Origin of the sequence: Brachyspira suanatina (assembly GCF_001049755.1) — a bacterium.
Taxonomy (GTDB): domain Bacteria; phylum Spirochaetota; class Brachyspiria; order Brachyspirales; family Brachyspiraceae; genus Brachyspira; species Brachyspira suanatina.
The window spans coordinates 1,031,345-1,047,844 of sequence record NZ_CVLB01000001.1; the positions used below are offsets into that span (position 1 = coordinate 1,031,345).

Below are 16,500 nucleotides of genomic sequence, written 5' to 3' on the forward strand. Positions count from 1 at the left end.
TATGAGCGATATTATAGAATTAAAAGATGTACATAAGAGTTTTGGAGCTCAAAAGGTACTTAACGGTGTTAATCTTAAAGTTAACAGAGGAGAGACGCTATCTGTTATAGGAAATTCAGGATGCGGTAAAAGTGTTCTTATAAAACATTTGATGGGATTGCTTCAGCCTGACAGCGGTACTATAATAGTGGATGGTCATGATATTAATAAAATTTCTGATAATGAACTTACAGAAGTTAGAAAAAAGTTTGCTATGGTGTTTCAAGGGGCTGCTTTATTCGATTCTTTGAATGTGTATGAAAATGTAAGTTTCGGTCTTAGAAGAATAAAGAAAGACATACCTGAAGAAAGAATAAAGGCAAAAGTAGCAGAAGTTCTTGAAATGGTAGGAATGCCTAATATAGAACATAAAATGCCTTCAGAACTTTCCGGAGGTATGAAAAAACGTGTCGGACTGGCTAGAGCTATAGCAATGGACCCGGAAATATTGCTTTATGATGAACCTACAACAGGTTTGGATCCAGTTATGTCTAGGGTTATAGATGATTTAATAGTAAAAATGCAGTCTATTCTTAATGTTACTAGTATAGTTATTACACATGATATGACTAGCGTATTTAGAATGTCTGACAGAGTTGTAATGCTCTATAAAGGTCAGATTATTGAAGGAGGAGATCCAGATCATTTAGCAGAAACAGAAAATCCTCATTTAAAATTCTTCTTTATGAGCAGTATAGCTAAAAAGGGCGAGGATATAGAGAGTATTAGACCAAAAGATTAATATATTTCATATATGAAAAATAAAATATAATTTTAGGATAAGGAAAAATCATGAAAAATAAAGTTAAATTAGGTATATTTTTTATTGCTACATTTGTTATATTTGTAGGGGCTATAATATTATTGGGTAAGATAAAACTCAAGGGTGATGGATACAGGATATATGTAGATTATGTATTTATAGGGGACTTACAAGAAAATGGTAAGGTTTCATATAGAGGAGGCGGAATTCAAATAGGTTTTATTGAAAAAATAGCTATAAATCCTGATGGTACTATTAGAGTGACTTTATTTATTACTGATAAAAATGTTATAATCCCAGTAGGAACTAAATTCTCCATACAAACTGTAGGATTGGGACTTGGAGAAAAATATATAATGGTATCACCTCCTGCTATAAATACTACAGGTATGACAAGTATGGCTCCTAATACTATAGTAAAAGGTGTTGAACCGTTTAGTATAGAAACTACATTAGGTTCTATAGGAGATATAGGTAAAGATTTAAATTTCCAAGAATTATCAGCAGTAGTAAGTAATCTTTCTCAAACTATAAATTTGATATCTGGTGTTATAATTAGTAATGAAGCTAACATAAATAATTCTATATCAAATGCAAGTGCAACTTTAGGATATATTAATAATATTGCTAGAGATTTATCTTATGTTATAAATGATGTAGAAAAAGGACAAGGTACAATAGGTGCTATAATGAAAGATCCTCAAGTACATACTAATTTTAATGAAATAGTTAATAATTTAAGGATATTTAGCGAAAAAATAAAAGATAATCCTTCTCTTTTGCTTTTCAGAGAGACAGAAGCTAAAAAATAAATTTAATATTTATTATTGGAGGATAATATGTTAAATGATATCATAGGTATATTTACAAATGGTTTTTCCAAAAAAAATAAAAATTCAAATTCTTCTGAATATGATGGTATATTAGATGAAATAAAAGATTTTCCTAAATCTAAATTAAATAAATGTCTTAAAGATGCTGAACGTATAGCTATTAAAGCAGGTAAGTACTCTTTAAAATATTTCGGATGTCCAAGAAAAGTATCAAAGAAGGGTAAAGCCGATTTATTTACAGAAGTTGATTTAAAAAATGAGAAAAAGATAAAAGAATATCTATTAAAATGTTACCCTAAATTTGGATTTTATGGAGAGGAATCTAAAGATAATACAAATAAAAAATTTACTTGGATAGTTGATCCTATAGATGGCACTAGTAATTTTGTACATGGTTATCCTTTTTACTGTGTATCTATAGGTCTTGCTTATAAAGGAATACCTATATTAGGTGTTGTATATGCTCCTTTAACAGATACTGTTTATAAAGCTCATATTAAGTCAAAAGCTTATAAAAATAATAAAGTTATAAAGGTAAGCAGTAGTAATAAACTTATAGAATCTATTATAATAACAGGATTTTATTATAATGCTAATGTAGACGATGATTTTCTTCATGACAGAATGGTTGATTTTGCCAATATGGTAAAAAGTACTTTAGCTTTAAGAAGAGATGGTTCAGCTGCTCTTGATATATGTATGGTAGCAGAAGGGGTTGCTGACGGATTTTTTGAATATGGACTTTCCCCTTGGGATATATGTGCCAGTACTATTATATTAAAACAGGCAGGTGGCAGAGTTACTGATATAAATATGCAAGAATATGATATTTTCTCTAAAGAACAGTATATAGCAAGTAATAAAAAAATTCACAAAGAAATGGCTAAAGTACTTGAATAAGTTTTCAATCGGTAATAAAATATATAAAAAAATTAAGGAATGTTTTATGGTAGAAGGAAAAAGAGGAAAAGTTATTCAGGTTGTAGGTTCTACCTTAGATGCTGAGTTTGAAGAGGGACATCTTCCAGCTATATTGAATGCACTTTATATAGATAAAGAAATAGAAGGTGTTCAAAGACATATTATTTGTGAAGTACAGCAGCATTTAGGCGGTGGCAGGGTAAGAGCTATAGCCTTGGAATCTACGGATGGTATATCAAGAGGAGATGATATATTTGATACAGGTAATCATATAATGGTGCCTGTTGGTACAGAAACTATAGGAAGAATATTTAATGTATTGGGTCAGACTGTAGATAAAGGCGAACCTATAGAAGCCAAAGAATACAGATCAATACATGCATCACCTCCAAAGTTTGAAAATTTAGAGCCTAAACTTGAAATATTTGAAACAGGTATTAAAGTTATAGACTTGTTAGCTCCTTATATTAAAGGCGGTAAAACAGGGCTTTTTGGAGGGGCAGGAGTAGGTAAAACAGTTCTCATAATGGAGCTTATACATAATATAGCAAGCGAGCATGGCGGTTATTCTGTATTTGCTGGTGTAGGTGAGAGAACTAGAGAAGGTAATGATTTATGGTCAGAGATGAAAGAGTCTGGAGTTATTAATAAGACTTGTCTTGTTTATGGTCAAATGAATGAACCTCCTGGAGCAAGGCTTAGAGTAGCTTTATCTGCTTTGACTATGGCTGAATATTTTAGAGATTCTGCTGGTTTAGATGTATTATTATTTATAGATAATATATTCAGATTTACTCAGGCAGGAAGTGAGGTATCAGCATTACTTGGACGTATGCCTTCAGCAGTTGGATATCAGCCTACTTTGGCAACAGAAATGGGTGCTTTGCAAGAGAGGATAACATCCACTAAAAATGGATCTATTACTTCTATACAGGCAGTTTATGTACCTGCAGACGACCTTACAGACCCAGCACCTGCTACAGCATTTACTCACCTTGATGCTACTACTGTATTATCAAGAGAAGTTAGTGAAAAAGGTATTTATCCTGCAGTTGATCCTTTAGCTTCAACAAGCAGAATATTAGATCCTAATATATTAGGACAAGAGCATTATGATGTTGCAAGAAAGGTTCAGCATATATTGCAGAGATATAAAGATTTACAGGATATTATTGCTATACTTGGTGCTGATGAGCTTTCAGAAGATGATAAATTAATAGTATCACGTGCAAGAAAAATAGAGCAATTCTTAAGTCAGCCTTTCTTTGTAGGTGAGCAATTTACAGGATTGCAAGGAAGATACGTAAAATTAGAAGATACTATAAGAAGTTTTAAAGGTATTTGTAATGGTGATTATGATGATTTACCAGATCAGGCATTTAGATTTGTAGGCTCCATAGAAGAGGCTGTAGCTAAAGCAAAAACTGTATCGAGTTAATTATTATTGTTGCTAAATAAATAATAATATTTACCGACTATATTCTAGTAGTATATAAAATTGTAGGTTTCAAGGTATGATTTTTAAAGTTGATGAGGATGTACTAAAAAGAAGATTAAAATTTTATATGCCTGCTTTTTTTATTTTGGCAGGAGTTGTTTCGGTAGGTATTTTTTCTATTTTATTGAAAACAGTTTATCAATTATCAAGTTCTATAATAAGCTATTTATATATATTTATTTTTATTTTAATTGCTGTTTTTTGTATAAGTATTTATTTTGATTGTTTAAAATTAGAAAAAGGGAAATCTATTGCTATAGGTAAAATTTATGTAATAAAAGCTGGAATAGCAGTAGTTTTAGTTGCTATTTTTTCATACAGCCTTCATATATATCTTGGAAGAATTTCAATATTTGAAATGCTTAATATACGTTTAATAATGGTTGTATTTTTAATTAGTGTAGCTATGTCTATTGCTTCCAGTAGTTTTAATATATTAGTAAGACCATTGTATAAAAAGACAGGTAAGAAAGAATATCATTTGCCTATAGCATATAATTTCCTTCCAATTTCTATAGCCACAGTAATATTTATAGTTACTTTGGTTAATGGTATGCATTACAGATCTGAAATAATTTATGATAGACAATATGATATTATAATAAAAAAAGGTTATGCTAATGACTTTATTAATAAAATTTCAGATTCTTTAGGAAAATATATTACAGTATCTGATAATATCATAGGATATATGAATATGATATATAGAAATAATTATACTTTGGATAATTATACTGATATATTATCAAGATATTTAAGTACAAGATATGCCAATGATAATAATATATCATCTGTATCTGTATTGTTTTCGGAAATAGAAGATATTAATCTGAATATTAATACTAATGGTGTTGATAATTTATCAATAAATTGGAGATATAATGATATTAATAATTTAGCTAGTATTAATACAAATTCAAGGCTTAATATAGCAGGTAATTATTTTACTAGATTAGCTACAGAAACTAATTCTTTGATAGATATAAGACCAAATGCTGATACTTTTTATATATATAGTCCTATTGTATTAAATAATAGAAATGTAGGTTTTATTACTTTAGAGGTTAAAAGCTCAGTATATTTAGAAGTATTATCAGATAGTCTGTTTAAGGCTAATTTAAATATATTTTTAACAGATGATACATATAATATAAAAGCATCAAATAATCCTTCATTGATAGGTAATACTCAAAAAGATTTGGACAGCAGTGCTATAGGTATAGAAATAAAAAAGAATCAACATAGCAATTATAGAAATAATATTACTGATGTAAATGTAATTTCTTTTAAGGACTCTGATATATTAGCTATAAAGTATTCTTTATTTAATAATTTATATGTTATAAATGTATGGCAACACAATAGTGCATATAAAAATGAATTATTTAGAAATACTATAATAAAATCTTCTGTAGCAATATATTTAGGTTTATTAGCATTTTTATTAGTTATATTGGCTTTGATACTTTCTTTGAGAAAGACTTTAGTATTTGCGAAGAATGTATCAGAATCATTGAGTGAAGGAGAAGGTGATTTAACAATCAGACTTCCAGTTATTAGTAATAATGAATCAGGAGAATTAGTACATTCTTTTAATAAGTTCTTAGAAAAGGTAAAAAATATCATTGTTAGTGTAAAAAACAATGCTTATACTTTGACAGGTAATATTCAGAACATGAGAGCATCTATTAGTATAAGTATTAGTGATTTTAATACCATTTATAAAGAATTTGAGACAGAGCTTGCTAATTCTAATAAGATAGCAGAATCATCAGCAAATGCTGCTAGAGTAAGCTTTATGCAGCGTACAAGATTTACGGCAGTAAATGAGACAGTTCAGTTGTTATTAGAAAATATTAATGATATTAATGATAAGATGAAGCAGCAGTCAGAAGCGGTATCTAAGACTAGTAGTTCAGTACAGCAGATGATGGCGAATATAGTAACAGTAAGCCATGGAGCAACTAAAGCTAATGATTATGCTAAGATTCTATACACTGAAGCTCAAGATGGAAGTAATATAGGAGAGTCAGTAGTAGATTCTATACAAAGTATTAAAGAATATTCTAAACAGATTACTAATATTACACAGGTAATTCATAATATAGCGGAACAGACTAACCTCTTAGCTATGAACGCAGCGATAGAGGCAGCGCATGCCGGAGAACATGGCCGCGGATTTACAGTAGTAGCGGATAAGATTAGAAAGTTGGCAGAGGATACAGGTGAGAACTCTAAGATTATTAATGAGATAATTGAAGAGACAACACAGGCAATAGATCATACAGTATCTTTAGCATTCAAGAGTTCTGAATCAATGGAGAAGATATTGGAAGGTTCTAATACTTTAGCGGATTTGATATCAACAATATCCGGTGCGAATGATGAATTAGATATAGGTCGCCGAGAGATCTTGATGAATATTAGCAATTTGAATAGTATTACAGAAGATGTACAGGAATTATCTTTAAAGCAGATGCAGATGAGTTCTGCGGTTAGTCAGAATATTTCTAGTGTAGATAAGTTAGCAGAAGATGTAGTTAATGTAGTTAACACAGCAGAAAATGAGATGAAGGAGCTTGTCAATTCAATAGAGAATGTATCGAATTTGTCAAGTACAAGCAGTCATAATATGGAGACAATGGACAAGCGAATTAAAGAGTTGCAGTATATCTTCCTTCAGTTGTATAAATTAGTAATATCTTTCAAAACAGAGAAGAGTGAAGAAGAGATAGCAAGGGAGAAGAGTAAATCAACAGCAGTAGATAAGAAGCGAATCAGATTAGAACGTAAGGCCGAGAAAAATAGAATAAAAGAAGAAAAGAGAAGATTGAAAGAGTTGAAAAAAGAAAGTACTAAAGGAAAAAAATAAATTCTATCTTTAAGTATATTTAATATAACTTTTTAGTAATTAAATATAGTTTTAACTAGTAAATTTTATAAAAAATGGTATATTAATATATAAAAATACTTTGTAAAATTAAATAGGTTATTTTTCTAAATATTGATATTATTATACCGAAAATTAAAATAGTAACCCAATATTTTATAGGTTGAATAATATGTTTTTTAAAGTAAATGAGGATAGATTAAAAAGAAGATTAAAATTTTATATACCGATAGCATTCTTGATTATGGCTGCTATCTCAGTTGGTTCCTATTCCATACTATTAAAAACTATTTATCAGCAATCAAGCTCATTAAGAGGATATGTATATATATTTATACTTTTTTTAGCTATTTTTACAGCAGTAAGTATGTTTTTTGACTGTTTAAAAGTGGAAAGAGGAAAATCTATTCCATTAGGAAAAATATATGTTGTAAAATCTGGTATTGCTGTAGTTTTAGTAGCCATTGTTTCCTATACAGTTTATATATTAGATGGAAGTATAACATTATTTGAAATACTTAATATACGTTTAATAATGGTTATATTTTTGATTACTATAGCTATGGCTGTTTCTTCTATATTTTTTAATATATTAGTAAGACCATTGTATAAAAAAACAGGTGGGAAAGAATATTATTTGCCTATGGTTTATAACTTTTTACCTGTATCAATGGCAACAGTAATATTTATAGTTACTTTAATTAATGGTATGCATTACAGATCTGAAATAATTTATGATAGACAGTATGATATGATAATAAAAAAAGGTTATGCTAATGACTTTATTAATAATATTTCAGATTCTTTAGGAAAATATATTGCAATATCTGAAAATATAGTAGCATATATGAATATAATATATAGAAATGATTATACTTTAGAAGATTATACTAGTATATTATCAAGATATTTAAGTACAAGATATGCTAACAATAATAATATATCGTCTGTATCTATGTTTTTGTCAGATATAAAGAATGTTAATATAAATATTAATACTAATGGTGTTGATAATTTATCAATAAATTGGAGATATAATGATATTAATAATTTAGCTAGTATTAATACAAATTCAAGACCTAATATAGCAGGTAATTATTTTACTAGATTAGCTACAGAAACTAATTCTTTGATAGATATAACACCAAATGCTGATACTTTTTATATATATAGTCCTATTGTATTAAATAATAGAAATGTAGGTTTTATTACTTTAGAGGTTAAAAGCTCAGTATATTTAGAAGTATTATCAGATAGTCTATTTAAGGCTAATTTAAATATATTTTTAACAGATGATACATATAATATAAAAGCATCAAATAATCCTTCATTGATAGGTAATACTCAAAGAGATTTGGACAGCAGTGCTATAGGTATAGAAATAAAGAATAGCCGACATAATAATCATAAGAATGGAATAATAGATGTAAATGTAATTTCTTTTAAGGACTCTGATATATTAGCTATAAAGTATTCTTTATTTAATAATTTATATGTTATAAATGTATGGCAGCATAGTAATGCTTATCAAAATCAATTATTTAGAAATACTATAATAAAGGCTTCTGTAGCAATATATTTAGGTTTATTAGCATTTTTATTAGTTATATTGGCTTTGATACTTTCTTTGAGAAAGACTTTAGTATTTGCGAAGAATGTATCAGAATCATTGAGTGAAGGAGAAGGTGATTTAACAATCAGACTTCCAGTTATTAGTAATAATGAATCAGGAGAATTAGTACATTCTTTTAATAAGTTCTTAGAAAAGGTAAAAAATATCATTGTTAGTGTAAAAAACAATNATCAGACTTCCAGTTATTAGTAATAATGAATCAGGAGAATTAGTACATTCTTTTAATAAGTTCTTAGAAAAGGTAAAAAATATCATTGTTAGTGTAAAAAACAATGCTTATACTTTGACAGGTAATATTCAGAACATGAGAGCATCTATTAGTATAAGTATTAGTGATTTTAATACCATTTATAAAGAATTTGAGACAGAGCTTGCTAATTCTAATAAGATAGCAGAATCATCAGCAAATGCTGCTAGAGTAAGCTTTATGCAGCGTACAAGATTTACGGCAGTAAATGAGACAGTTCAGTTGTTATTAGAAAATATTAATGATATTAATGATAAGATGAAGCAGCAGTCAGAAGCGGTATCTAAGACTAGTAGTTCAGTACAGCAGATGATGGCGAATATAGTAACAGTAAGCCATGGAGCAACTAAAGCTAATGATTATGCTAAGATTCTATACACTGAAGCTCAAGATGGAAGTAATATAGGAGAGTCAGTAGTAGATTCTATACAAAGTATTAAAGAATATTCTAAACAGATTACTAATATTACACAGGTAATTCATAATATAGCGGAACAGACTAACCTCTTAGCTATGAACGCAGCGATAGAGGCAGCGCATGCCGGAGAACATGGCCGCGGATTTACAGTAGTAGCGGATAAGATTAGAAAGTTGGCAGAGGATACAGGTGAGAACTCTAAGATTATTAATGAGATAATTGAAGAGACAACTCAGGCAATAGATCATACAGTATCTTTAGCATTCAAGAGTTCTGAATCAATGGAGAAGATATTAGAAGGTTCTAATACTTTAGCGGATTTGATATCAACAATATCCGGTGCGAATGATGAATTAGATATAGGTCGCCGAGAGATCTTGATGAATATTAGCAATTTGAATAGTATTACAGAAGATGTACAGGAATTATCTTTAAAGCAGATGCAGATGAGTTCTGCGGTTAGTCAGAATATTTCTAGTGTAGATAAGTTAGCAGAAGATGTAGTTAATGTAGTTAATACAGCAGAAAATGAGATGAAGGAGCTTGTAAATTCAATAGAGAATGTATCGAATTTGTCAAGTACAAGCAGTCATAATATGGAGACAATGGACAAGCGAATCAAGGAATTGCAGTATATCTTCCTTCAGTTGTATAAATTAGTAATATCTTTCAAAACAGAGAAGAGTGAAGAAGAGATAGCAAGGGAGAAGAGTAAATCAACAGCAGTAGATAAGAAGCGAATCAGATTAGAACGTAAGGCGGAGAAAAATAGAATAAAAGAAGAAAAGAGAAGATTGAAAGAGTTGAAAAAAGAAAGTGCTAAAGGAAAAAAATAATTTTATTAAAAGTTTATGAAAAGAATTAGTTTATTTATTTTTATATTTTCTACTTTGATTTTCAGTATTTTACATTGTGAAATAACACATAAATTCTATTGGAATTTAGAAAAAGGAAAAAGAATAGAATCTGTAAAAACAGCAGATGTAGAATATTATGAAAATGGAATATTGACAAGCACATATAAAGAAAGAAATATAGTTGATTTAACAGTCATTGCCATAGCTCCAAAAGGCGGATATAGAGTAAGCGGAGTATTCAAGATTTTTAGAATGATGAAAGGTGATAAAGTTTTTCATCTTGATGAAGAATATACAAGCGATTTTATAATTCATACTAATGGAAAATTTGAAGTACCTTATAATTATTTTATGCCGAATGTAAGACATGTCCCGACTTTTCCTGATAATGAAGTAAAACTTACTGAATCTTGGAACAGAGAATCTATAGAAATTGTTAAAGTAAATAATGCTCCTAATTTAACAATGGCATTATCATCTGATTATCTATTCGCCAATATTGAAACTAATGATGACGGAAGCAGAAATGCTGTTATACAATATCATATTATGACTGATAAAGATTTACTTCAGGCTGGGCTTTCAAGAAAAGGTTATCCAGAAAGAATATATGGCTTTAATTATGGTACATTTCTTTGGGATATGGAAAAAAATATTCCTGTATCTCAGCAGGAGAGATATCAAATATTATTTGGTTATGGAAAAGAATTATCTTATGCTAGTTTGCAGTATAAAATGAATATTATCAGTACTTATAAAATTTATGATACAATAACAAAAGAAGAAGAAGATTATAACAGAAAAAAACTTGAAGATAATCTTTATAATGATGATAATGTTACTATAGATACAGTACCTGAGGGTTTGGTATTAAGACTTGGTGAGATTCTTTTTGATACTGATTCTTATACTTTGAAACCCGAAGCAAAAAATACTATAGATAATGTTATTAAGGCAATAAAAGAAACTTATCCTGACAGAGAAATAATAGTAGAAGGGCATACTGATAATACAGGAAGAAAAGAATATAATCAGGACTTATCAGAAAAAAGAGCAAAATCAGTTGCAGATTATATCTTGCCTAATCTTGATCATGATAAATTATCTTATAAAGGTTTTGCAGATGATGAACCTATAGCTTCCAATGATACAGCAGAAGGAAGAAGAAAAAATAGAAGAGTTGATATCATAATCAAATTAAGATAATAATTTTTGCTAAGAAATAATTTGTAATTAATAATAAAATTAAATTTCTTAATAAATCTATTTTTAATCATTATTTTATTTTTCAATTTGTTTATAGCATATTAGTTGAAAAAGTTGAATAAATTTTATACTATAGTGTAGCTATATATTTCTAATTTATAGCATTGATAAAATATGTTTTTATAATATAATTAATATTCAATAAATCAAAAATAATTAATTAGCAAGGTAATAATAAAATGGATCAATTTATAGATGTAGTAAGTTTTGAGATAGAAGCAGGACATGGAGGAGCTGGAAGCGTAAGTTTCAGAAGAGAGGCCCATGTACCTATGGGAGGTCCTGACGGAGGAAATGGAGGAGACGGCGGAGATGTTATCGTTAGAGTGGATGCAAGAATAAATAGTTTCGGTAAGATAAAAAGCAGAAAAAGATTCAGAGCAAGAGACGGAGAACCTGGAAGAGCTAGATTAAGTGACGGTAAAAGGGGAGATGATGTTGTTATAAGAGTTCCTATTGGTACAGTTGTTTATGATGAAGATACAAATAATATATTGGCTGATTTACTCGAGGACGGACAAAGCTATACTGTTGCTAGAGGAGGAAAAGGCGGAAAAGGAAATAAATTCTATGCCACAGCTACAAATCAGGCACCAGATTATGCTCAGCATGGTTTAGATGGTGAGAAATTAAATATAAGATTAGAAGTTAAACTTATAGCTGATATTGGACTTGTAGGTATGCCTAATGCTGGTAAATCAAGTTTGCTTGCAAGACTTACAAGAGCTAATCCAAAAATTGCATCTTATCCATTTACTACACTTACTCCGAATTTGGGTGTTTGTTATTTAGATTATGAGAGAAGTTTTGTTATTGCTGATATACCTGGAATCATAGAAGGTGCTAGCGAAGGAGCTGGACTTGGACTTACTTTCTTAAGACATATAGAAAGAACAGGTGCTTTATGTTTTGTTATAGATTTAACTGGTGAAGATGTAGCTGATACTTATAAAAAACTTAGAAATGAATTGAAGCAGTATAGTAAAGAATTAATAAAGAAAAAGTCTATTATCGTACTAAATAAAACTGATATGCTTGAAAAAGATGAGATAAAAGCAAAAGTAAAAGCTATAGAAAAAGCAGTAAAAAAAGAATATAAAAATAATAAAGAAACTCATTATGAAGAGCCTGAAATATTTGCTTTATCCGTGTTTAGTTTAGATGGAGAACTTCTAGATAAAGTTACAAATGCATTCTATAAAGCAAACGAAGAAAGATATGATAACACTAAAAAAGAAACTAAAGAGCCTTTGCTTCTCAATCAGAATAAAACTAAGTCAAAATTAAAAACAAAAAGAGTATTCGGGCCAGTAGTATCTAAAAGGTTGGGTAATTCTTTGGGAATAGATGTTATACCTCATAAAACTTGCTCTTATAATTGCATATACTGTCAATTAGGTTCTGAAGAAAATACTAGAACTAGTCTTGCTAATTATTATTCTGTTGATGAAATAATATATGAATTAAAAGAGGCTTTGCTTAATAATAAAAATATTGATTATATAACATTTGCAGGTTCAGGCGAGCCTACATTATATAAAGATTTAAAAAAACTTATTTATGAAATAAAGCAGATAACTGATATTCCTGTATGTATTATAACAAATGGTTCTTTACTTTATAAACAGGAAATGCGTTCTGATTTGCTTATTGCCGATTTGGTTATACCTTCTCTTGATGCTGGTAATATGGATACATTTAAACTTATAGATCAGCCTAATAAAGAAATTGATTTTGATAAAATGGTTAATGGACTTATAGAGTTTAGGAGAGTTTTTAAAGGCGAGTATTGGCTTGAGGTATTTTTACTTAAAGATATAAATGACAGCAAAGAAGAGCTTGATGATATAATAAAAATAGTAAATAAAATAAAACCTGACAGAGTACAGCTTGTTACAGCTACAAGAAGAACTTCAAATGAAAAGGCTAAAGCATTGAATGATGAAGAAATGGAGAATGCAAAAAAATATTTTGAAACAAATTGTAATATAGAAATAGATGTACCTAGCGTATCGGATAAGGCTAAAGGAAATACTAAAAAAATCACCGAAGAAGATATAATAAATTTTTTAATAAGACAGCCTGATACTGTTCATATGATAGCTATTAGTTTTAATGAAGATGAAAGCAGGGTAAGTGAATTATTAAAAAAATTAGTTGAAAGCGGAAAGGTGAGAGAAGAAATAGTTAATGGCGTATTGTCTTATGCAGTTAATATTTGATATTGTATTTTATATAAATATATATATTTTAAATATTGATTAATTTTATAATTTACTTCTTGATATATTTTTATTTAATAATAGAATTATATAATATTAATATAGAATGTAAATTATGAGAACCGTATTTATTATAATTTTTATAAGTATATGCTGCAATATTATATATTCATTTACCCAAAAAGAAAATGATTTAATTATGGCAGCCGAAAAGTCCGATATTATGTCAATTAGGAATATACTCAATAGCAAAGATGTTAATATTAATGTTCAGGACAGATACGGCGTTACTCCTTTGATGCATGCAGTATTCAATAAAGATATTTATATACTGGAATTATTATTAAAAAATAATGCAGATCCTAATATGCAAAACGACAGCGGTAAAACAGCTTTAATATATGCATGCAATACTTGTGAGTTTGATATGATACAAATGCTTATATGGTATAAAGCTGATGTTAATCTTACTGATAATTATAAATCTACAGCTTTAATGTATGCTTCAAGCAGAGATACTAATATTATAAAATTACTTGCTGAATCAGGTGCTGATATTAATGCTCAGAATTTAGATGGTAAAACAGCTTTGATGTATAATATTTTAAATAAAGCTGATGCTGAAACTATTAAAACTTTTATTAGTTTAGGTGCAGATATTAATATTCAGGATATTCATGGATATAGTGCTTTGATGTATGCTGCTATATTGGATTATAGAGAATTTGTTGAAATATTAATAGAAAATGGAGCTGATGTAAATAAAAGAAATAATTATAATAAAACAGCTTTAACTATGTCGGAAGAAAATAAAAATTATAAAATGGCTGAGATTTTAATTAAATACGGTGCTGTAAGATAATTAATTATTTTTAATTTATAGCTCCAAGTCCTAATAATTTTTTTATTTCTTTGTTATTCATTTTCTTTGCTATATCTATTGCTTTACTATCTACAACAGCATTATTTCTTATAAGTTTTCTGCACATTTCTAAATTATTGTTTTCTACAGCTATAGCTAATGGACTATATCCTCTTTTATCTTTTATATCAACATTAGCACCATTTAATAATAAATTATCAGTTATAGACATATTATTATTTTTTACTGCTGTATGTATAGGAGCGTATCCGTTATACATATTATTTAATTCAGATTTGGCATTTATTAAAATATTGGATATTTCAGTATCATTATTTGAAACTGCTATATTTAATGCTAATTGATTTTTCTCATTTAATATGTTTACATTTGCATTATATTTTATTAAAGCATTTATAACTTCTATATATTCATTTTTTGATTTATGAGCATTCATTACAGCTAAATGCAAGGCAGTATTTCCATTTTTATCTTTTATATTTGGATTTGCATTTTTTGATAAAAGCAAATTGACACTTTCAAGCAATTTATTAGAATTATTTTCTATAACATAATGCAATGATGTTTTTAAGTTTGCATTTGTATTGTCTATATCAGCACCTAATTTTATAAGTTCGCTTGCCGCCTCTATAGAACCGTGTCCAACAGCATAATGTAGCATAGTATTTGTATCTTTAGTATCAACATCTATTCCTAAATCTTTTACTAAATAGTTTATGTTTTCTACATTATTTCCAATGCTTGCTGATTTTATTAAAGATATAACATCTTCGCTGTTCATAAGCAAATATATATTTTTATTAAGATAAAGCTGTAATATTTGAGGATTAGCATATTCTGAAGCTAGAAACTCGCTTCTTGGTTTTTCTTTCATTTGGAAATTAATATTGGCTCCAGAATCTATCAATAATTTCACACTTTCAAAGTTTTTATTTATAGTTGCAATATCCATAGCCGAATAGTATGAACCATCTATATATTTATTTTTATTTGTTATTTTAGTATTATTATCCAAAAGAATATTTAAATCAGTATACGGAGAATTTTTAAGTACATTTATAGAAACTGTTTGATTATTTTCAGCAGCTATATGTATTAGTGAGTATCCTCTTTCATCTTTAATATTAGGACTTACATTTTGTGATAGAAGAGTCTGTATCGTTCTAATATCCCCTGTTTTTACGGCATTAATCATCTTGTTTTCATTTTCTGTTAATGCATACAAACTAATAATATTTATGAATAATGTTATTATTATAATTTTTTTCATATTATTTCCATTTATTATTAAGTTAATATTATGTATACTAATACATTATAATCATCGTTTTTATATTTATTTTGATTATAACTTTTTTGTTATTAAAATATTATATAAATATAAGAATAAAATATTGAAAAATAGAAAAATATAATATATACTTATGATAATATTTGGAGGTTTTTAAATGGCCAGTATAGAAAGAGATAAAGCTGTTGAATTATTTAAAAAATATAATGATGAGCATTCATTATTTAAGCATGCATTATCCGTGGAAGCAGTGATGAGATATTTTGCCAAGAAAAACGGCGAAGATGAAGACGAATGGGGTATGGTAGGATTTTTACATGATATGGATTATGAAAAATATCCTGATGAGCATTGTATTAAAGTGAGAGAAATACTAGAAGCTGAGGGACTTCCAGAAAGTTTTATAAGAGCAATTCAAAGCCATGGCTACGGACTATGTACGGATATTGAACCTTTAAGTAATATGGAAAAAACTTTATATGCTGTTGATGAACTTTCTGGTTTTATTACTGCATGTGCTTTAGTTAGACCTTCAAAGAGTTTAGATGATATGGAAGTTAAATCTGTTAAGAAGAAATTGAAAGATAAAGCATTTGCTGCAAAAGTAGATAGAACAGTTATAAATAAAGGTGCTGAAATGTTAGGCATTAATATGGATGAATTAATAAAAGAAACTATAGAAGCTCTTATTCCTGTGCAAGAGAGTATAGGGCTTAAGAAAATTTCCTAAATATTAATA

Annotated in this window: 10 protein-coding genes and 2 pseudogenes; 11 read left to right on the plus strand and 1 reads right to left on the minus strand. The window is 28.4% G+C overall.

Going from position 1 to position 16,500, the window contains the following annotated elements:
* The first annotated feature begins 1 nt into the window (after position 1).
* The 10 genes and pseudogenes from BRSU_RS04595 (at position 2) to BRSU_RS04640 (ending at position 14,449) form a co-directional block, all read left to right on the plus strand.
* The gene (locus BRSU_RS04595) at positions 2-781 is read left to right on the plus strand and encodes an ABC transporter ATP-binding protein (protein WP_048594093.1); all 780 of its coding nucleotides are present in this window, start codon (positions 2-4) and stop codon (positions 779-781) included.
* 50 nt (positions 782-831) lie between these two features.
* Positions 832-1,614, plus strand: coding sequence for an MlaD family protein (locus BRSU_RS04600; RefSeq protein WP_048594096.1), 783 nt, complete (start codon positions 832-834; stop codon positions 1,612-1,614).
* A 27-nt stretch (positions 1,615-1,641) separates the two neighbouring features.
* A complete protein-coding gene (locus BRSU_RS04605; protein ID WP_048594098.1) occupies positions 1,642-2,535 on the plus strand; it encodes an inositol monophosphatase family protein in 894 nt (297 codons plus the stop codon).
* A gap of 46 nt (positions 2,536-2,581) precedes the next feature.
* Positions 2,582-3,994, plus strand: coding sequence for a F0F1 ATP synthase subunit beta (gene atpD / locus BRSU_RS04610; protein ID WP_048594099.1), 1,413 nt, complete (start codon positions 2,582-2,584; stop codon positions 3,992-3,994).
* Positions 3,995-4,070: 76 nt separating this feature from the next.
* A complete protein-coding gene (locus tag BRSU_RS04615) occupies positions 4,071-6,926 on the plus strand; it encodes a methyl-accepting chemotaxis protein (protein WP_048594101.1) in 2,856 nt (951 codons plus the stop codon).
* Between the two features lie 190 nt (positions 6,927-7,116).
* Positions 7,117-8,736, plus strand: a pseudogene (locus BRSU_RS15070) (methyl-accepting chemotaxis protein); the annotation flags it as partial.
* A gap of 10 nt (positions 8,737-8,746) precedes the next feature.
* Positions 8,747-10,078, plus strand: a pseudogene (locus BRSU_RS04625) (methyl-accepting chemotaxis protein); the annotation flags it as partial.
* Positions 10,079-10,093: 15 nt separating this feature from the next.
* Positions 10,094-11,305: an OmpA family protein gene (locus tag BRSU_RS04630; protein WP_048594105.1), complete on the plus strand. Its 1,212-nt coding sequence runs from the start codon at positions 10,094-10,096 to the stop codon at positions 11,303-11,305.
* A 239-nt stretch (positions 11,306-11,544) separates the two neighbouring features.
* Positions 11,545-13,587 carry a GTPase ObgE gene (gene obgE, locus BRSU_RS04635; protein ID WP_048594106.1) on the plus strand — a complete coding sequence of 681 codons (2,043 nt, stop codon included), beginning with the start codon at positions 11,545-11,547 and terminating at the stop codon, positions 13,585-13,587.
* Positions 13,588-13,702: 115 nt separating this feature from the next.
* On the plus strand, positions 13,703-14,449 hold the full coding sequence (locus BRSU_RS04640) for an ankyrin repeat domain-containing protein (protein ID WP_048594108.1): 747 nt from the start codon (positions 13,703-13,705) through the stop codon (positions 14,447-14,449).
* Between the two features lie 10 nt (positions 14,450-14,459).
* Here the strand turns inward: BRSU_RS04640 and BRSU_RS04645 are convergent, their stop codons facing one another.
* On the minus strand, positions 14,460-15,740 hold the full coding sequence (locus BRSU_RS04645) for an ankyrin repeat domain-containing protein (protein WP_048594110.1): 1,281 nt from the start codon (positions 15,738-15,740) through the stop codon (positions 14,460-14,462).
* A gap of 178 nt (positions 15,741-15,918) precedes the next feature.
* Here BRSU_RS04645 and BRSU_RS04650 point away from each other — a divergent pair, with 178 nt between their 5' ends.
* Positions 15,919-16,491 (plus strand): HD domain-containing protein, encoded by a 573-nt coding sequence (locus BRSU_RS04650; protein WP_048594112.1) that lies wholly within the window; start codon positions 15,919-15,921, stop codon positions 16,489-16,491.
* Positions 16,492-16,500: the final 9 nt, after the last annotated feature.

Excerpts from the sequence above, each read along its gene's own strand:
- BRSU_RS04630 (WP_048594105.1), top strand. The coding sequence starts at position 10,094 with ATGAAAAGAATTAGTTTATTTATTTTTATATTTTCTACTTTGATTTTC.
- BRSU_RS04600 (WP_048594096.1), top strand. The coding sequence starts at position 832 with ATGAAAAATAAAGTTAAATTAGGTATATTTTTTATTGCTACATTTGTT.
- BRSU_RS04650 (WP_048594112.1), top strand. The coding sequence starts at position 15,919 with ATGGCCAGTATAGAAAGAGATAAAGCTGTTGAATTATTTAAAAAATAT.
- atpD (WP_048594099.1), top strand. The coding sequence starts at position 2,582 with ATGGTAGAAGGAAAAAGAGGAAAAGTTATTCAGGTTGTAGGTTCTACC.
- obgE (WP_048594106.1), top strand. The coding sequence starts at position 11,545 with ATGGATCAATTTATAGATGTAGTAAGTTTTGAGATAGAAGCAGGACAT.
- BRSU_RS04615 (WP_048594101.1), top strand. The coding sequence starts at position 4,071 with ATGATTTTTAAAGTTGATGAGGATGTACTAAAAAGAAGATTAAAATTT.
- BRSU_RS04645 (WP_048594110.1), bottom strand. The coding sequence starts at position 15,740 with ATGAAAAAAATTATAATAATAACATTATTCATAAATATTATTAGTTTG.
- BRSU_RS04595 (WP_048594093.1), top strand. The coding sequence starts at position 2 with ATGAGCGATATTATAGAATTAAAAGATGTACATAAGAGTTTTGGAGCT.
- BRSU_RS04605 (WP_048594098.1), top strand. The coding sequence starts at position 1,642 with ATGTTAAATGATATCATAGGTATATTTACAAATGGTTTTTCCAAAAAA.
- BRSU_RS04640 (WP_048594108.1), top strand. The coding sequence starts at position 13,703 with ATGAGAACCGTATTTATTATAATTTTTATAAGTATATGCTGCAATATT.